The sequence below is a fragment of the Micromonospora sonneratiae genome (genome assembly GCF_042679305.1).
GTDB lineage: Bacteria > Actinomycetota > Actinomycetes > Mycobacteriales > Micromonosporaceae > Micromonospora_H > Micromonospora_H sonneratiae.
In genome coordinates this window covers 1-16,737 of sequence record NZ_JBHTMP010000038.1, presented here as the reverse complement: position 1 = coordinate 16,737, position 16,737 = coordinate 1, and the positions used below count along the sequence as shown (strand labels likewise).

The window sequence follows — 16,737 nt, the reverse complement described above, 5'->3', positions numbered from 1 at the left end:
CCGTGCCGACGTGACCTCGGACATACGCACCCGACGATCCCTTGAGCTGATGCCCGACCGGGGAGAACACTCAGTCACACCACCAGGTGCGACAGGGAACCGCAGGGAGGATGACGCATGCGCTACGCCGACGGACCACACACGCAATGCGAGGTGCACGTCGAAGCGACCACGTCACGGGTGTGGCCACTGGTGACCGACATCAACCTCCCGGTGCGGATGAGCAACGAACTCCTGGGTGTCGAGTGGCTCGACGGCGCAGCCGAGGCGGCGATGGGTGCACGGTTCCTCGGCTACAACCGACACGAGGCGCTCGGCGACTGGCGCACGCTCTCCCAGGTCACCGAGTTCGACGAACGAACCACCTTCGGCTGGACCGTCATGGACATCGACGGCCGCTTCGGTCCCCCCACCCAGGACCCAGCGTCACCGTCGGCCGTCTGGCGGTTCGACCTGCTACCGCAGACCAACGGCCTGCTGCTGCGCCAGTACGTACGCATCGGGCCGGGCCGCTCCGGTCTCAGCCTCGTCATCGACCGGCTCGGCGACGAGGAGAAATGGGTGGCCAACCGAATCGCCGTCCTGCAGGCGAGCATGCAACGTACGATCGGCGACATCAAGGCGCTCGCGGAGGCCGAGCAGTGACGAGCACGGACCAGCACTGACAGGCACTGACATCGACCGGCCCACCGTGGACGGACCGGCCACCCACGACCCGAACCTCGGGTCACAGCCCGATCAGGGCGGCCTGGGCCCGCATCTGGTACCCGAAGAACTCGTCGCGATGATCGATGGTGTTGTTGAGCTGACCGAACACCTCAAAGTTGATCATGCCGAACAACTGCACCCAGGCGGTGAGACCCCGGGCAAGCACCGGGGGCGGCACCTCCGGTGCCATGGCGGCGGCGAGCCGGGCCACGTCGACATCGACGCCGACTGGTAGCCGTTCGTCCGCATCGTCGCGCAGCACACCGGATACCGCCCCGTCCCGCAGGATGCCGACGAGTACGGTCACCGCCCGGGTCGCGGCAGCCACCGTGTCGGCCGGGGCCTGGTATCCCGGGACCGGGCTGCCGTAGACGAGGGCGTACTCGTGTGGGTGGGCCAGCGCCCAGTCCCGTACCGCGTGGCACACCGCCATCCAACGTCCCACCAGATCGGTGCGAACGACCTCCCGCTCACGCTGCTCGACCGCCGCGCCGATCGCGTTGTACGCGTCGAGGATCAGCGCGGTCAGCAGTTCGTCGCGACTGGCGAAGTACCGGTAGATGGCGGACGAGACGACGCCGAGGTCCCGGGCGACCGCGCGTAGCGACAGGTTGGCCCCCTCGCTGGCCAGGTGACGTCGAGCGATCGTCTTGATCTCGTCGATCATCTCGGCCCGGACGCGGGCTCGGATCGAGTTGGCTTTCATGTGACCCATGGTCGCATAGGAGAGCAGTGCTCTTGACAAAGGACAGGTGATCCGTGATGGTTGTTCTCACTTGAGAGCACTGCTCTCTGATCGAACCCCTGGAGGACAGTCATGCACGTCATCGTCGGCGCTGGCACCGTCGGATCAACCCTCGCCCGCCTGCTGGCCGAACGCGGCGACCGGGTCCGCCTGATCACCCGCAGCGGCGGTGGGCCGGACCACCCGGGCATCGAACGGGTCGCTGCCGACGCAGCCGACGCGCCGACCCTGCGCCGGCTCACCAACGATGCGGTCGCCCTCTACAACTGCGCTAATCCGCCGTACCACACCTGGCCGACCGACTGGCCGCCACTGGCCGCCTCGCTGCTGACTGCCGCCGAGTCCAGCGGAGCGGTGCTGGTCATCACCGGAAACCTCTACGTCTACGGGCCCGTCGACCGGCCGATGACCGAGGACATGCCACTGGCAGCGCCGACGGTCAAGGGCAGGGTACGGGTACGCATGTGGCAGGACGCCCTCGCCGCGCACCGGGCCGGTCGGATCCGGGTCACCGAGATCCGTGCGTCCGACTTCATCGGCCCTAGGCACACGCTGGTGGAAATGGCCCTGCCCGCGATACAGGCGGGCAGGACGGTTCGGCTGCCGGTGCCGTTGGACGTCCCGCACTCCTTCACGTACACCGGGGATGTCGCCCGGCTCATGGTCATCGCCGCCGGCGACGAGCGGGCCTGGGGTCGGGCCTGGCACGTGCCCTCGCCAGAGGCGATGACGGCACGCGAGATGGTCCTGCGGGTGGCGAAGGTCGCCAAGCAACCCGAACCCACGGTCCGATCGCTGCCCAAGCCGATGATCCGTGGGGCTGCCCTGTTCGACCGCTTCGTCAGGGAGTTCCTTGAGATGCGCTACCAGTTCGAGCGGCCGTTTCTGCTGGACTCCTCGGCGGCGACCGCCACGTTCGGGATGCGGGCGACCGACCTCGACGAGGCGCTCCGGGCATCGATCGCGGCCTAGCCGGAAGACTCCCGGCCCAACCGCTGTGGGATCCACGCGGAGCGACCCGCTCACTTCCGAACCGGTCGACCGAACAGCGCCGAGGGGGAGGGCATGACTGCCCTCCCCCTCGGGTGATCCGGTGACGGAACTCAGGACCGCGGTTCGCGTACCCCGGCGTTCTGCAGTTCGGCCTCGCCACCATCGCGGTCATCGACGCCGGTGCCGGTGTCGGCGGCGGAACCGGTGCCGTTGTCGGCGGCGGTGCCGGTGTCCTTGCCCGTGCTGGCGCCGGTGCCGTTGTCGGTGCTGGCACTGCTGGTGATGTCGACGGTGCTGCGCAGCATCGTGGGCTTGAGCAGCAGCGCCGCGATGATGCCGAGAACGGCGATCCCGGCGGAGATGAGGAAGATGTGGCCGGTCGCGTCACCGTAGGCGGCCCGGACGATCTGCTGCATCGGTCCGGTCAACTCCGCCAGGTTGAGGTTGCTGGCACCATCTCCGCTGCCGGCAGGCACCCCGGCGGCGATCATCTTGCTGGTGATGTCCTCGGTGATCCGGTTGGCCAGGATCGCACCGAGTACGGACACGCCGACCGTACCGCCGAGGGACCGGAAGAAGGCGACCGAGGAACTGGCTGCCCCGAGGTCCCGTAGCGGGACGTCGTTCTGCACGGCGAGGACAAGGTTCTGCATGGACATACCGACACCGACACCCACCAGCAGCATCCCACCGCTGAGGTAGGTCAGCGAGGTGGCGTGGTCGATGGTCGACAGCATCGCGAACCCGATCACCAGGATGACCGTCCCGGCCACGATGTACGGCTTGATCTTGCCGCTCCGACTGATGAGCTGCCCCGAGATGGCCGAGGAGAACAGCACACCGACCATCATCGGGATGGTCAGCAGGCCGGCCTCGGTCGGGCTGTAACCACGGCCGATCTGGAAGTACTGGCCGAGGAAGACCGCCCCACCGAACATGGCCATGCCCACGGCGAGGCTGGCCAGGATGGCCAGTGCGGTGGTGCGTCGCCGGATGATGTCCAGCGGCACGATCGGCTCGGCGACCCGGGCCTCGACCCAGACCGCGACGGCGAGGATGACCAGGCCGACGCCAACCATCACCGCGGTCTGCCAGGACAGCCAGTCGAAGGAGTTACCGACGAACGAGACCCAGATCAGCAGGATGCTCACACCGACCGCGATCAGCGCGGCGCCGAGGTAGTCGATCTTCACGTTGGCGCGCCGGACGGTGGCCAGGTGCAACGTCTTCTGTAGCACCGCGAGCGCGATGATCGAGATCGGGACGCCGATGAAGAAGCACCACCGCCAGCCGAGCCAGGACGTGTCCACGATGAGGCCACCGAGCAGTGGGCCACCGACGGTCGCCACGGCCATCACCCCACCCAGGAGACCGTTGTACCGACCACGCTCCCGGGGCGGGATCATGGCGGCGATGGCGACCTGGACGAGGGCCTGTAGGCCACCGACGCCGATCCCTTGGAAGGCCCGGGCGCCGATCAACTGCCCGGCGTCCTGGGCCATGCCGGACAGCAGCGACCCCACGACGAAGATGACGATGGAGATCTGTACCAGCAGCTTCTTGCTGTAGAGGTCGGACAGTTTGCCCCAGATCGGGGTGGTCACCGTGGCGGCAAGCAGCGTCGCGGTCACCACCCAGGTGTACTGGCTCTGGCTGCCGTTGAGCGCACCGATGATCTTCGGTAGCGCCGTGGAGACGATCGTTCCACTGATCATCGAGACGAACAGAACCAGCAGCAGTCCGGCGAAGGCTTCACGGACCTGACGGGGACTCATCTCCGCTTCGTCGGGTTTCATGGTTGCCGGTACGCTCATCGAGAAGACTCCATGTTTGTCGTGTCGTGCAATGTCTGGCGATACCGACCGTCGGGTTCGCGGTCGGATGGTTCAGGGGTGTCCGGCTCAGTGCCGCATGGCGGCCGTCCCGGGCACCGGTCGAGGTAGCCGTCGAGTTCGTTGGTGAAGCGCCGCAGCATGGCGCTGAAGGTGGCCACGTCGTCCGGGCTCCACCGGCTGAGCGTCTGCCGGAACAGTTCGTCGTACCACCGGTCGGCCGCGGTGAGGATGGCCCGACCGGAATCGGTCACGGTGAGGAAATGGGCCCGCTTGTCCGCCGGATCATCCTCGCGTTGCACCATGCCGAGTCGTACCAGCGCACCAACCGCCCGACTGATCGTCGACGGATTCACCGCGAACCGGTCAGCAAGGTCCTTGCTGTGACATCCGCCGGCGGAGGCCCGCGCCACCGAAACCTTCTCGATGGTGCTCAGAACGCTCACCAAGCCGGGCGACAGCGACGCCAACTGACCCTGCGTGACCTGGTGCCGCAACGGCCGCAGTACCTTCAGCAGGTCACGCAGCTGCTCACGCAGTTCCTCACCAGCATCTTTCGCCCCAGCCGAGGCCATCTCGCCCCCCCTCGGACTTGGTTGCCACAAGCAACTATCCACGAATCTTGCCCAGCCGGCAAATTTTCTCGTCATGCAAGTTTGAGAGTTGGGTAACCTGTGCCGATGAGCACAGGGCTCGGCCTACGCGAACGGAAGAAGTCCGCCACCCGCCAGGCGATCCACGAGGCGGCGCTACGCCTGGCGTTGGAACTCGGTCCGGACCAGGTCACCGTCGAGGCGATAGCCGACGCCGCAGCGGTCTCCCGGCGCACGTTCTCGAACTACTTCGCCTGCAAGGAAGAGGCCCTGCTCTACGGCGACCACCTGCGGATCCAGCGATTCCTGTCCCTCGTCCGCGAACGACCACAGTCGGAGACCCCCTGGACCGCCCTCACCCAGGCCGCCCAGGAACTGTACCGGCAGATAAACGAGCGTGACCCGCAGTGGATCCGCCAACATCAGCTCATGCGCCAGCAGCCTGCGTTGTTGGCACAACAGATCACCACCTACGCCGCGTTCGAGCAGGACCTCGCCGCCGAGATCTCCCACCGGCTGCCGGCGACCACAGACCCGCTGTACGCCCGGATCGTCGCAGCCTCCTTCCTGGCCGCCCTCCGGGTCGCCGTACGCAGTTGGATCGACCAACCAGCGGGCCGGACCCTGACCGAATCGATCCAGCAGGTCCTGGACACCGCAGCCGGACAGTTCGACTAGTCCCGACAGTTCGACTAGGCATCCGCCGCCCAGGCCGCCCGCAACCTGGACAAAACTCCCGGCCGCTGCCCGATCGGGCAGCACACCGGGTACGAGCGGACACTCAACCGTCCTTTTCCGGCCGTCCCCTCGGCGCGACGCTGAAGACGTGACGCAGACGTGACGTGCCGCGAGGAGACGACATGCGCCGCTTCGACGCCGACGAGGACCGGCCGGATGCGGCACGGCCCACGACACACCGCCACTGCGACGAGAGGCACCCTGCCACCACCGACCCACTCACCCCGATGACCGTACTCGGCCTGCAACGCCGGGCCGGCAACACGGCGGTGTGCAGCATGGTCGGCCGGCAGCCCGACGAATCCGTGATGCTGCAACGGGCACCGTTCACCGCCGTACCCCCGGCGGCGCCGCAGACGGCGGCGACCGGGACCGACGAACTCCAGCTACGCATCGACGAGGCCAAGAAGACCATCGCCACCGCCGGCTGGTTCGGCAAGGCGGTCGCCGAACTGTACGGCACCAGACCCCGGCCGCTCGACGAACTGGTCACGGCGGTACTCACCGGCCACCTACGGCTACCCGAACTGGCCACCCCCGGAACCGCCATCGACGCCAAGGTGAAACCGGCGGCCGACCGCCTCCGGGGCGCGGTCAGCGCGGGCGTGACCAACGGCCTCAACACCACCATGACCGCCATCGGCGCGGCCCTTCCCGGCCGGGCCGCCGAACTCGAACCGTTCGTCACGGCACGCCAGCAGAACAGCCTCTGGACCTTCGACGACCTGGTCACCGAGGTCTGGGACCACTGGCTGGGCTGCACCCCCTTCGCCGAGGTCGTCAAGGTCGCCGGTTCCGCCCGCGAGACGAGGAAGGCGCTGGAGAAGATCGTCGCGCTGGCCGTACGCGCCTATGCGACCAGCCACTTCACCGGTGCCGCGCTGGCCGCCCTGTCCGGCCCACCGAGGGCGGCGACGAAGGCGTGGCTCGAGCCGCGTACGACCTGGGTCACCGCCCCGGCCGACCTGGACACGCTCACCGACCACGTACTCACCACGACCAGGGTCACCTTCAGGGACCACAGCGACCCGGCCTGGACCGACATGCGTGCCCGGATCACCGACTTCGTCGTCGCGGCCGAAACCGACATCATCAAAGCGGAGATCGACAAGAACTGGACCGGCGCCACCACCGAGGAGGTCTGGTCCCGAGCCCGGGGCATGTACGTCGGCACGATCGAAAAGCCGGTCTGGAAGTTCTACCGGGACGACATCGTCGGCTTCACCCTGTTCGGACACGGCGTCGGCAAGGCCAGCGGCGTACACCAGAACGTGGCCCCCGAACTGGCCCGGGTGGAGGCCTCGGCCAAACGTCTGGCGGGCACCGCCTGGTCGACGACGAAACTGCCCGCCGGCTACGGCTTCCGATTCCAGCCGCAGGACGGCAAGTTCGACCAGAACGCGCACGTCAGCCTGCACGCCACCGGCCGGGCGATCGACTTCGACCCGGTGCACAACCCGTTCACCTCCGGCAGCGCCAAGCGTCTCGCCGGACTGCTCGGCGGCGTGGACTTCGACGCCCCGGGCGGCATGCCGGGCTTCGGCGAACTGGCCAGACTCGGCGCGGACATCGCCGCCCGACACGCCCGGAAAGCGGCACTGGAGGCGCAGCTCAAGGGGCAGCTCAGCGACGAGGAGCGCGGCGCGGCCGAGCAGCAACTGAAGGACGTCACCGCCGAGATCGACGCCCTGCCCGACCGGGCGGACGTGCAGAGCATCCGGGACCGGGCCGGCCAGGCCCACGACGACCTGGTGAAGGCGCAGACCGAGTTCCTCACCGTGTGGCAGGAGTTGACCGGCGGCAGCGGCCAGGCTGCCGACATCGACCCCAAGCAGGTGATCGCCCGGCTCGCCCCGCTGCGCATCAAGGCAGGCGCCGAACTCGCGCCCATCGACACCCGCATCAGGGAGTTGACCGAGCAGATCGACGCACTGAAGAAGGAGTCGGGTGAGCTGAAGGCGAAGGGAAAGGCCGCCGATCCGGTCACGGTGGCCGACGTCAAGGCCCGCCTGACGAAGGCCCAGGGTGACCTCGACCCGCTACGGGCGGACAAGAAGCGTCTCGACGAGCAGATCAAACGCCTCACCGAACTGGAGAAACGCTTCGACCCCAAGGGCGACGGGCGCGGCCTGCTCCGGGAGTTGGAGAAGACGGTGGTCGCGGGTGGCGGCTTCACCAACATGCCGAAGTGGATGGTCCAGGCGTTCGCCGAGAACGGCTTCACCTGGGGCGGCGGATGGCACGACCCCGAGGACGCCATGCACTACTCGTCGATGACGCCGGTTCCCGGGGTGGCGCAACCGGGCATGGGCTAACTACACCTGGGCCGGCTGACCCGACGCGTACCCACCGGCCGACGCGGCGGCGTGGCAGGCACCGTAGCCGTCGGCACGGGCGACGATCCGCCCCGCTTCGACGCGTACGGCGGTCTCCGTGACGTCACTGACGGCGGCTACGCCGGCCGCTGCGGCCAGCGCGCCCGTCTCGTCGTGGACGACCCGCAGCCGGGGCCGGGCCGACGGCGGGAACGCCTGCCACAGACAGGTACGGAAGTCGGCGACGACCAGCCGGGCCAATGGCGCCAACTCGTCCGGAGTGCTGGTGACGACCACGGCGGTGACGTCCAACCCGGCGGGCGTGGCCCGCACCGCCTCCTCGATGGCCGACAGCCGGTGCAGCCCGAGGACCGCGACCACACCGTCACCGGCCAACTGCACCGGCTCGCCCCGGATCACGTCCATCGCCGACGGCGGCGACCACGGTTGGTCGACCGGCCGCGCCGGCGAGATGTGCGCGACGTGCACCGGCTGCCACACGTCACCCAGATCCAGGCCTGCCAACTGGCGGCAGACGCTGATCACGTTGAACGGCTCGCCGAAGCCGGGCGCAGCGGCAGCCAGTTGGCTGGCACCGTGCAGGGTGGTGAGCGCCGCCTCGGCCACGCCGACGAGACGTGGAGCGGTCCCGGACTGCGGACGCATCCGCTCCAACGCGAGACCGAGCAGGATCGCGGTCAGCCTTGTCAACTCCGCGAACGGGATGCGGGTACGTTCGTCGGCGATGACCTCTGGCAACAGGTCCGCGCCGAGGCGCGCCGGGCCACGCTGAGCGTCGGTGGCCAGCGGTAGCCGGGCCAGCCAGGCGCGGGCGAACTCGGCGAGGGCCGTACCGGCGCTGTCCCCGGGCTCCGGTGACTCGGGGTACGCCAACTCGGCTGCCCGCTCGGCGTCCTCGGCCAGGACCGAGAAGTAGAGGGCCCGTTTGCCGGGAAAGTTGGAGTAGACCGCGCCCCGGGTGAGTTCGGCCCGCTCGGCGATGCTGTCGATCTTGGCGTCCCGGAAGCCACGCTCGGTGAACTCGTCCCGGGCGGCGGCCAGCACCCTGGCACGGTTGCGCTCCTGCATCTCCGCCCTGGTCAGCCGACCCATGGTCCTCCCCGTCTCCGCGTCGCCGCCTGCGCCCGTCCAAGATACCGGCTCGTGTATATGATGAGACCATCTGGAATCATCATCTGAAAATTGGAGTGCGCATGACGGACCCGGCACGGCAGCACACCATCGACATCCCCGAGATCCACCTGACCGACCCCGAGGTACTGCGTGACCCGTTCACCGCCTACGGCAGGGCCCGGGAACAATCGCCGGTAGCGCGGATCGTGGCACCCGGCTTCGGCCCGATGTGGACGATCACCCGACACGAGGCCGCCCGCGCGATGCTGAGCGACCCGAGGTTCGCCCTCACCGCCAACACCTACCAGCAAATCGACGTACCCGAACACTGCCGGCCCTACCTGCGGACCATGCAGGAGATGGAAGGCCCGGAACACACCCGGCTACGCCGGCTGGTCTCCCCCGCGTTCACCGCCCGCCGCGCCGCCGAGTTCCGCCCCCGGATCGAGCCGATCGTCGAGCGCCTCCTCGACGACCTGCCGAATCACGCGGAGAACGGCACCGTCGAGCTGCTGCGACACTTCGCACAACCGCTGCCGATCGACGTGATCAGCGAACTGGTCGGCATCCCCGAAGCCGACCGCCCGCGGTGGCGCAGGTACGGCGCCGCCGTCGCGGCCGGGCAGGGCAGACAGCTGGCCGAGGCGATACCGGGCATCATTGCCGACGCCAAGGCGGCGGTCGCCCACCGACGGGCCGAACCCGGCGGCACCGACGTGATCTCCGACCTCATCCGTACCCAGGCCGAGGACGGCGACCGGCTCAGCGACACCGAACTGGTCGCCTTCGTCTGGCAACTGGTCCTCGGTGGACAGACCCCGGCCAACCTCATCGCCAACGCCGTGGACACCCTGCTCACCCACCCCGCCCAGCTCGCCGCGCTGCGCACCGACCCCGACCTGATGCCCGGCGCGGTGGAGGAACTGACCCGCTGGTGCGGGCCGCAACTGCTGACCTTTCCCCGCTACGCCCAGGAGGACGTCGACCTCCACGGCGCACCGATCCGCAAGGGCGAGCCCGTCACCGCCGCCATCGCCGCCGTGAACCGCGACCCGCGCGCCTTCGCGGATCCGGACCGGCTCGACGTCACCCGCCCTGCCGGTCCGGCGGCACACCTCGGCTATGCCCACGGCCCACACTTCTGCCTCGGGGCCGCGCTGGCCAGGGTGCAGACCGAGGTCGCACTCACGGCACTGCTACGCCGCTTCCCCAACCTGACGCTGGCCGCAGCGCCCGACGACGTACGACGTGACCTCGACCCGGGCACCTGGCGGCTGACCTCCCTACCCGTGACCTACTGACCGCCACCTGACCCGGCCTCCCACCCCGGTCCGATCGTCGGGCGCAAGCCGGGTTGATCGTCGGGCGCAAGCCGGGTTGATCGTCGTCGCATCCGCACGTCGTCGAGGAGAAGCATCCAGATGGTACGAATCGGCGCCGGTGGCAACCTGCTGCTGTGCTCGTTCTGCGGCAAGAGCCAGCAGCAGGTCAGACGGCTCATCGCCGGCCCGGCGGGCGTCTACATCTGCGACGAGTGCGTCGGGATCTGCACCGAACTCATCGAGGAGGAGGATCCGGGCGCCATCGGGGATGCGCTGCCGGAGTTGCCGAAACCACGGGAGATCTACGACTTCCTGGAGCAGTACGTCGTCGGCCAGGAGCAGGCCAGGATGGCGCTGTCCGTGGCGGTCTACAACCACTACAAGCGCATCCGGGCGGGCGGAAACTGCCAGCACGCCGGGCCGACGCAGCCGGTCGAACTGGGGAAGTCGAACGTCCTCCTGATCGGTCCGACCGGCTGCGGCAAGACCCATCTGGCCCGGACACTGGCCCGCCTGCTCGACGTACCGTTCGCGATCGCTGACGCGACCGCGCTCACCGAGGCCGGCTACGTCGGGGAGGACGTCGAGAACGTCCTGCTCAAGCTGATCCAGGCCGCCGACTACGACGTCCGGCGGGCCGAGACCGGCATCGTCTACATCGACGAGATCGACAAACTCGCCCGGAAGGGAAACAACCCGTCGATCACCCGGGACGTCTCCGGCGAGGGCGTCCAGCAGGCCCTGTTGAAGATCGTCGAGGGTACGACCGCCAGCGTTCCGCCGCAGGGCGGACGCAAGCACCCGGAGCAGGAGTTCATCCAACTCGACACGACGAACGTACTGTTCATTGTCGGCGGGGCGTTCGACGGCCTGGAACGGATCATCGCGCAACGAACCGATCGCCGTACCGTCGGATTCGGTGCCACGGTCCGCTCCGGACATGTCCGTGAGCCGCAGAACACCCTGGCCGGGGTCGTGCCCGAGGACCTGGTGGCCTTCGGGCTGATCCCGGAGTTCGTCGGGCGGCTCCCGGTGGTGACGACCGTCGCGCCCCTGGACCGCAGGGCGTTGATGCGGATCCTCACCGAGCCAAGCAACGCGCTGATCAGGCAGTATCAGCGGCTCCTCCAACTCGACGGCGTGGAGTTGGAGTTCACCGAGGATGCCGTCGCGGCCATCGCCGAACAGGCGCTGCTGCGCCGTACCGGTGCCCGGGCGACCCGCGCCATCCTCGAGGAGATACTGCTCAACGTGATGTACGAGGTGCCCAGTCGGGACGACGTGGCCCGGGTCGTGGTCGACCGCGACACCGTGCTGGAGAACGTCAACCCGAGCCTGGTGCCACGCCACCAGTCCGGGCCCGGCCGCAGGCACCGCGAAAGATCCGCCTGACCTGCCTCTCTGCGCCTCGGCCCGCCGTGGTTCGTACGCCGATTCAGCCGGCCGGCCCGGTCAGGCCGCGCAGCAGGATGTCGAGTCCGGCGCTGAACTCCTCCTCGGGTCCGATCCGCCGGGCATGCTGCGCCGTCTCGGCCAGGAGCGGGAAGTCTGCTCGGGGCAGCTCCGACATGACGACGGTGCCCGCCCCGGTCAGCGGGCCGAGATGTTCGAGTTGGACCGCGCCGTTGACGTAGCTGAGCAGGGCACGCAGGGCGACGACCCGGCGCGGTCCGTCGATACCGGCTCCGGTCAGGATGCCGAGCACCGTCTCCGTCCACCGCAGGATGCTCACCGACCGGTGCCGGTGCAGGGGCGTGAGCGGTACGACCGCCGGGTGGGCCGCCACCGCCACGCGGATGCGCTCCACCATGATCCGGACCTGTTCCGGCCAGGGGAGGTCGGCGGCGGGCGCGGTGGTGTCGACGGCACCGAGCACCTGTTCCACGACCAGCCCGGTCAGCTCCTCCCGGTCTGCCACATAGCGGTAGAGCGCCATCGTGCTCATGCCAAGTTCCGCCGCGACGGTACGCATGGTCAGCGCGGCCAGGCCGTCCCGGTCGATGACGGCCAGGGCGGCTGCGCCGAGCTGAGCGGTGCTGAGTGAGCGTGGTCTGGGCATGACGGTTGACAGCGTACGACATACACCTACACTCGTAGGCGTACCTTGTACGCTTACGAGGAGTGGTGAACATGCGTGTACCCCGAAGATCGCTCGACACCGGCTCCGTCATCCCCGCCCGTGACCTCACCCCCGTCGCCGGTCCGCCGGTTCCCGTACCGGATCCCGACCGACTGATCCACCTCCAGTTCCGCCGCTTCGCCGGCTGCCCGGTCTGCAACCTGCACCTACGGTCCGTGGTACGGCGACACGACGAGATCGAGGCGGCCGGGATCCGCGAGGTCGTCGTGTTCCACTCCCCCGCCGACGAACTACGTGAACACACCCCCGACCTGCCGTTCGCTGTCATCGCCGACCCGGACAAGCGGCTGTACCGGGAGTTCGGTGTGGAGTCCGCGCCCCGGGCGCTGCTCAGCCCCCGGGCATGGCTGCCCGTCGTGCGGGCGATCCTGCGCAGCACCTGGGCGGTCGTCCGCCGACGGGAGCGCCTGCCGGCCGGCACCCAGCCCGGTGGACGGCTCGGTCTGCCCGCCGACTTCCTGATCGCCACCGACGGTCGCATCGTCGCCCACCGGTACGGCGATCACGTCTACGACCAGTGGTCAGTCGACGAACTCCTGGAGTTGGCCGCCCGCGCACCGCGACCGACACCGACACCGACACCGACACCGACACCGACGAAACGATGAGAAAGGCAGAGATGGGTCTTCCCCTGCTCGACCGCGCCGAGGACGCCGACCGCTACGAGGTGGTCAGCGGCGGATTCGACGAACAACTGTTCACCGCTGCGGCGATCGGCGAACACGACCGGGTACTCGACATCGGCTGTGGCTACGGCCGTACGACGCTGCTGGCCGCCCGCCGGGCCGGACGCGGCCGGGTCGTCGGCAACGACGTGGTCGAGCCGATGCTGGCCCAGGCACGCGCGTTCACCGCAGCCGAGCACGTCGACAACGTGACGTTCGAGACGGGCGACGCCCAGCACCACCCGTTCCCGACCAACGCCTTCGACGTGGCGATCAGTCGCTTCGGGGTCATGTTCTTCGCCGATCCGGTCGCGGCGTTCACCAACATCGGTCGCGCCCTGCGCCCGGGTGGCCGACTGGTCTTCGTGACCGTCGGACCGCCGCAACGAAACGACCTGCCCACGGTCCTCGCGGCGGCGATGAGTCAACCACCCGCAGCAACCGGTGTGCTCTCCCTCGCGGATCCCCGGCGCATCGACGACGTACTCAGCCGGGCCGGCTACCGGGACATCAGGGTGACCGACGCCGAAACGACGATCACCCTGGGACCGGACGCCGAAGCGGCGGCGGCGTTCGCCCTCCGGTGGGGTGCCTTCCGGGACTACTTCGACCGGGCGGACGCTGCCGTGGTCGAATCGGCCCGCGCGGCGCTCACCGCCGCCGCCCGCCCGTTCCAGACCGACGACGGCGTCCGGTTACGCAGCACCGCCTGGCTGGTCCACGCAACCCACCCCTGAATCGTCCACTCACCGTTGCTGTCAGCCCCCGTCCGCCCAGGTTCTGTCTCACGGATCTTGGCGGTCGGGGACGACACGTAGCCAGTCGAGAGCCTCGACCAGGTCGAGGTGTGTCCGCGGGACAGAACCCAGTCGGCGCGGCACGCGCCACCGGCCCGAAACAGCAACAAACGTCCACGAACCCCGGCCATCAGGACCGCCAGCCAGCTCGACCTGACCATTCTTGGGACGTAGCCCGCAGATCACGAGGTCAGGAACTCGTGAGGATGACGAGTTGCTGGGTCGCCCGGGTCATCGCCACATAGCGGTCGACGCCTCCTTCGATGCCTGCGCCGAAGTTCTCCGGGTCGACGAGGACGACCAGGTCGAACTCGAGGCCCTTCGACAGCTCCGGGGTGAGCGACTGGACCCGGGACGTCGCCCGGAACGCGGGATCGCCGATGACACACGCGATCCCCTCGGTGTGCGCGGCCAGCCAGGCGTCGAGGATCGAGTCCAGTTCCGACACCGCCCCGTGTACGACGGGGACACCGCTGCTGCGGATCGAGGTCGGCACGTTGGCGTCTGGCAGCACGGCCCGGATGACCGGCTCGGCCTCCGCCATGACCTCGGCCGGCGTCCGGTAGTTGATGCTCAGCGAGGCCAGGTTGATCCGGTCGAACCCGATCCGCGTCAACCGTTCCTGCCACGACTCCGTGAACCCGTGCCTGGCCTGGGCGCGGTCCCCGACGATGGTAAAGCTCCGGGACGGGCAGCGGAGCAACAACATCTGCCACTCGGCGTCGGTCAGTTCCTGGGCCTCGTCCACGACGATGTGCGCGAACGGGCCGGCCAGCAGGTCCGGGGCGGCGACCGGCAGGGCGGACTCGTCGATGAGGGCGTCCCGCAGGTCCTGGCCGTGCAGCATGATCATCGCGCCTTCGTTGTCGTACTCGGCGGCCAGCAGGTCCTCGACGACCCTGGTCATCTGCTCGCGTTGGGCGGCGACGGAGGCATCCTGCCGCAGCTTCCGCCGGAACGCCTCCGGGTCGCCGATCCGCTGCCGTGCCGCGTCCAGGAGCGGCAGGTCGGAGACCGTCCAGGCCTGGGCATCCTCGCGCTGTAGCCGGCGGACCTCGTCAAGGCTGAGCCAGGGTGCACACTTACGCAGGTAGGCGGGGACCGACCAGAGGTCTCCGACGAGGTCGGCCGGTTCCAGCAGCGGCCAGGCGCGGTTGAAGGCGGCACGCAGCTCGGCGCTGCGCAGCAGCGACCGGCGAACCAGGTCCTCAGGTTCGTCGCCGTCATACTTGTCCAACAGGATGGTGAGCAGTTCCGCCCAGATCTCGGCCCGCGCCTCGTTGTGCGGGGTACCGGGATCCGGCGCCCCGAACGCCTCGGCCCAGTCGTCGGCGCTCAGCCAGACGTCGAGATCGTCGATCGGGACCGTCATCCCCGTGGTGGGCGGCTCCTCATAGAACCTGACAGCCGCCTCGATCGCCTTCACCAGGTCCGCGGACGACTTCAGGCGGGCGACATCCGGGTCGGTCTCGACGGTTGCGGCGGCCCCCTCGGGTACGAGGTCCCGCAGGGTGCAGGTCTGCACGTCCTCCTCACCGAGGCTGGGCAGGACGTCGGCGACGTAGGACAGGTAGGGCTGGTGCGGGCCGACGAACAGCACGCCGCCCCGGCGGTGACCGAGGCGAGGGTCGGAGTAGAGCAGGTACGCGGTGCGGTGCAACGCGACGACGGTCTTGCCCGTACCCGGCCCGCCGTCGACGACCAGAGCACCCCGGGATCCCGCTCGGATGATGGCATCCTGGTCGGCCTGGATGGTGGCCAGCACGTCCCGCATCCGGGTCGACCGGCTGCTGCCCAGGCTGGCGATGAAGGCGGACTGGTCGTCGAGCGCGGCGTGCCCGTCTAGCCCGTCCGGGGTGAACACCTCGTCCCAGTAGTCGCTGATCCGGCCACGGGTCCAGCGATATCGGCGGCGGCTGGCCAGCCCCATCGGGTTGGCGTGGGTCGCGCCGAAGAACGGCGCAGCCGCCGGGGAACGCCAGTCGAGCAACAGCCGACGACCTGAGCTGTCCGTGAGGCCGCGTCGTCCGACGTACACGGGCTCACGGTCTTCCGCACCGACCATGCGTCCCAGGCACAGGTCCACATCGAAGCGACGCAGGGTGCGCAACCGGGCGGTGAGCCGGCGGATCTCGTCGTCCCGGTCCATCGCCTGCTGGCCGACACCGCCGGGTGCCCTGCGCGCGGCGGCGAGACGGTCAGCCAGGTCTGCGCGCACCTGTTCGAGATTCTCCGCGATGGCCGCGAAGTGCTGCTCGTCCCGAGCGATCAGCGCCGGGTCGGCCTTACGGGCAAGCTGTTCGGGAAGGTCGAACGCACCGGTAGTCAGCGGGTTCACGTAATCAGCTCCAATCTGAGGCCGGTTGCGACCATTGCTCGCGGCAGGGCGTCCGAACCGGCGTGCGACGACCGGGCCGGGTCGCGACGTGGCGTCGGACACGCCGGGCCGCAGTGGTCGTCCCTGGGGCCAGGACGGGCAACACCCGCCGGATACGACCCCGCAGCCGTTGTCGTTCAGTCGCCAGGGTTTGTGGGTTCTCGTGTTCTGGGTTCCGGCTCGACGATCCGCGCTGGTTCACGTGGACGCTGGCGGCCTTTCCCGGCAGACGGCGTCGAGCAGCAGCTTCGCGGCCACCGCCGCCCCGTCGGTGTGGACCGCACCGGCCACGTCGGCCGCCCGTGCCCGGGTCCCGGGCGTCAGGGCCGTCCTAAGCGCGGCCGACAGGGACTCGAAGGTCGGGGCCGGGCCGTCGTG

Annotated in this window: 14 protein-coding genes and 1 pseudogene; 8 read left to right on the top strand and 7 right to left on the bottom strand. The window is 69.1% G+C overall.

The genetic code is table 11. From position 1 onward, the window contains the following. The first annotated feature begins 117 nt into the window (after window positions 1-117). Entirely contained in the window at window positions 118-645 is a 528-nt protein-coding gene (locus ACFQ4H_RS22470; RefSeq protein WP_377573511.1) for an SRPBCC family protein, read from the top strand. A gap of 82 nt (window positions 646-727) precedes the next feature. On the opposite strand, the gene ACFQ4H_RS22465 is transcribed toward ACFQ4H_RS22470, so the two are convergent. Further along, window positions 728-1,414 (bottom strand): TetR/AcrR family transcriptional regulator, encoded by a 687-nt coding sequence (locus tag ACFQ4H_RS22465; RefSeq protein WP_377573508.1) that lies wholly within the window; start codon window positions 1,412-1,414, stop codon window positions 728-730. 111 nt (window positions 1,415-1,525) lie between these two features. On the opposite strand from ACFQ4H_RS22465, the gene ACFQ4H_RS22460 reads away from it, so the two are divergent. Next, complete coding sequence (locus ACFQ4H_RS22460; protein ID WP_377573505.1) at window positions 1,526-2,425, top strand: NAD-dependent epimerase/dehydratase family protein; 900 nt, start codon at window positions 1,526-1,528, stop codon at window positions 2,423-2,425. 131 nt (window positions 2,426-2,556) lie between these two features. Here the strand turns inward: ACFQ4H_RS22460 and ACFQ4H_RS22455 are convergent, their stop codons facing one another. Then, complete coding sequence (locus tag ACFQ4H_RS22455) at window positions 2,557-4,260, bottom strand: MDR family MFS transporter (protein ID WP_377573502.1); 1,704 nt, start codon at window positions 4,258-4,260, stop codon at window positions 2,557-2,559. Continuing rightward, the gene (locus tag ACFQ4H_RS22450) at window positions 4,257-4,853 is read right to left on the bottom strand and encodes a MarR family winged helix-turn-helix transcriptional regulator (RefSeq protein WP_377573499.1); all 597 of its coding nucleotides are present in this window, start codon (window positions 4,851-4,853) and stop codon (window positions 4,257-4,259) included. Before ACFQ4H_RS22450 ends, ACFQ4H_RS22455 begins: the two co-directional genes overlap by 4 nt. A 105-nt stretch (window positions 4,854-4,958) precedes the next feature. Here ACFQ4H_RS22450 and ACFQ4H_RS22445 point away from each other — a divergent pair, with 105 nt between their 5' ends. Both ACFQ4H_RS22445 and ACFQ4H_RS22440 read left to right on the top strand, forming a co-directional pair. Beyond that, a complete protein-coding gene (locus ACFQ4H_RS22445) occupies window positions 4,959-5,549 on the top strand; it encodes a TetR/AcrR family transcriptional regulator (RefSeq protein ID WP_377573496.1) in 591 nt (196 codons plus the stop codon). Between the two features lie 182 nt (window positions 5,550-5,731). Then, a complete protein-coding gene (locus ACFQ4H_RS22440) occupies window positions 5,732-7,924 on the top strand; it encodes a M15 family metallopeptidase (protein ID WP_377573493.1) in 2,193 nt (730 codons plus the stop codon). Here the strand turns inward: ACFQ4H_RS22440 and ACFQ4H_RS22435 are convergent, their stop codons facing one another. Then, window positions 7,925-9,037, bottom strand: a complete 1,113-nt coding sequence (locus ACFQ4H_RS22435) for a TetR/AcrR family transcriptional regulator (RefSeq protein ID WP_377573491.1) — start codon at window positions 9,035-9,037, stop codon at window positions 7,925-7,927. A gap of 101 nt (window positions 9,038-9,138) precedes the next feature. Between ACFQ4H_RS22435 and ACFQ4H_RS22430 the strand changes: the two genes are divergently transcribed. Continuing rightward, the gene (locus tag ACFQ4H_RS22430) at window positions 9,139-10,359 is read left to right on the top strand and encodes a cytochrome P450 family protein (protein ID WP_377573488.1); all 1,221 of its coding nucleotides are present in this window, start codon (window positions 9,139-9,141) and stop codon (window positions 10,357-10,359) included. A 120-nt stretch (window positions 10,360-10,479) separates the two neighbouring features. Then, window positions 10,480-11,772 (top strand): ATP-dependent Clp protease ATP-binding subunit ClpX, encoded by a 1,293-nt coding sequence (gene clpX, locus ACFQ4H_RS22425; protein WP_377573486.1) that lies wholly within the window; start codon window positions 10,480-10,482, stop codon window positions 11,770-11,772. 43 nt (window positions 11,773-11,815) lie between these two features. On the opposite strand, the gene ACFQ4H_RS22420 is transcribed toward clpX, so the two are convergent. Continuing rightward, on the bottom strand, window positions 11,816-12,439 hold the full coding sequence (locus tag ACFQ4H_RS22420) for a TetR/AcrR family transcriptional regulator (protein WP_377573483.1): 624 nt from the start codon (window positions 12,437-12,439) through the stop codon (window positions 11,816-11,818). 71 nt (window positions 12,440-12,510) lie between these two features. On the opposite strand from ACFQ4H_RS22420, the gene ACFQ4H_RS22415 reads away from it, so the two are divergent. Beyond that, window positions 12,511-13,128: a peroxiredoxin-like family protein gene (locus tag ACFQ4H_RS22415; RefSeq protein ID WP_377573480.1), complete on the top strand. Its 618-nt coding sequence runs from the start codon at window positions 12,511-12,513 to the stop codon at window positions 13,126-13,128. Continuing rightward, window positions 13,125-13,922: a class I SAM-dependent methyltransferase gene (locus ACFQ4H_RS22410; RefSeq protein WP_377573477.1), complete on the top strand. Its 798-nt coding sequence runs from the start codon at window positions 13,125-13,127 to the stop codon at window positions 13,920-13,922. Before ACFQ4H_RS22415 ends, ACFQ4H_RS22410 begins: the two co-directional genes overlap by 4 nt. Before the next feature lie 250 nt (window positions 13,923-14,172). Here the strand turns inward: ACFQ4H_RS22410 and helR are convergent, their stop codons facing one another. After that, window positions 14,173-16,311: an RNA polymerase recycling motor ATPase HelR gene (helR, locus tag ACFQ4H_RS22405; protein WP_377573641.1), complete on the bottom strand. Its 2,139-nt coding sequence runs from the start codon at window positions 16,309-16,311 to the stop codon at window positions 14,173-14,175. Window positions 16,312-16,557: 246 nt separating this feature from the next. Then, window positions 16,558-16,737, bottom strand: a pseudogene (locus ACFQ4H_RS22400) (hypothetical protein); the annotation flags it as partial.